Raw genomic sequence first — 295 nt, forward strand, 5'->3', positions numbered from 1 at the left:
CCGCCCCGCGAACACCGCCGACTCCGCCCACAGCCCGGCACCCATCGCCGCCCACTGCGAACCCTGACCCGGGAAGACGAACGCCACCTTCCCCCCAGCCCCAGCAACACCCTCGATCACCTCGGCGGCGACACCACCCGCAGCCAACGCGTCCAGGCCACGGCCCAGTTCCTCGGCGCTCCCACCGAGCACCACGGCCCGGTTCTCCAGCACCGCACGGCCGGTCGCCAGCGAACGGCCGACACCCGACACGTCCAGCCCCGGCTCACCCGCCGCGAACGCCCGCAGCCGCGCC

1 pseudogene is annotated in these 295 nt (G+C 75.3%); it reads right to left on the reverse strand.

From position 1 onward, the window contains the following. Positions 1-295: pseudogene (locus UK12_RS35380) on the reverse strand (acyltransferase domain-containing protein); the annotation flags it as partial.

Source organism: Saccharothrix sp. ST-888 (assembly GCF_000955975.1).
Lineage (GTDB): Bacteria > Actinomycetota > Actinomycetes > Streptomycetales > Streptomycetaceae > Kitasatospora.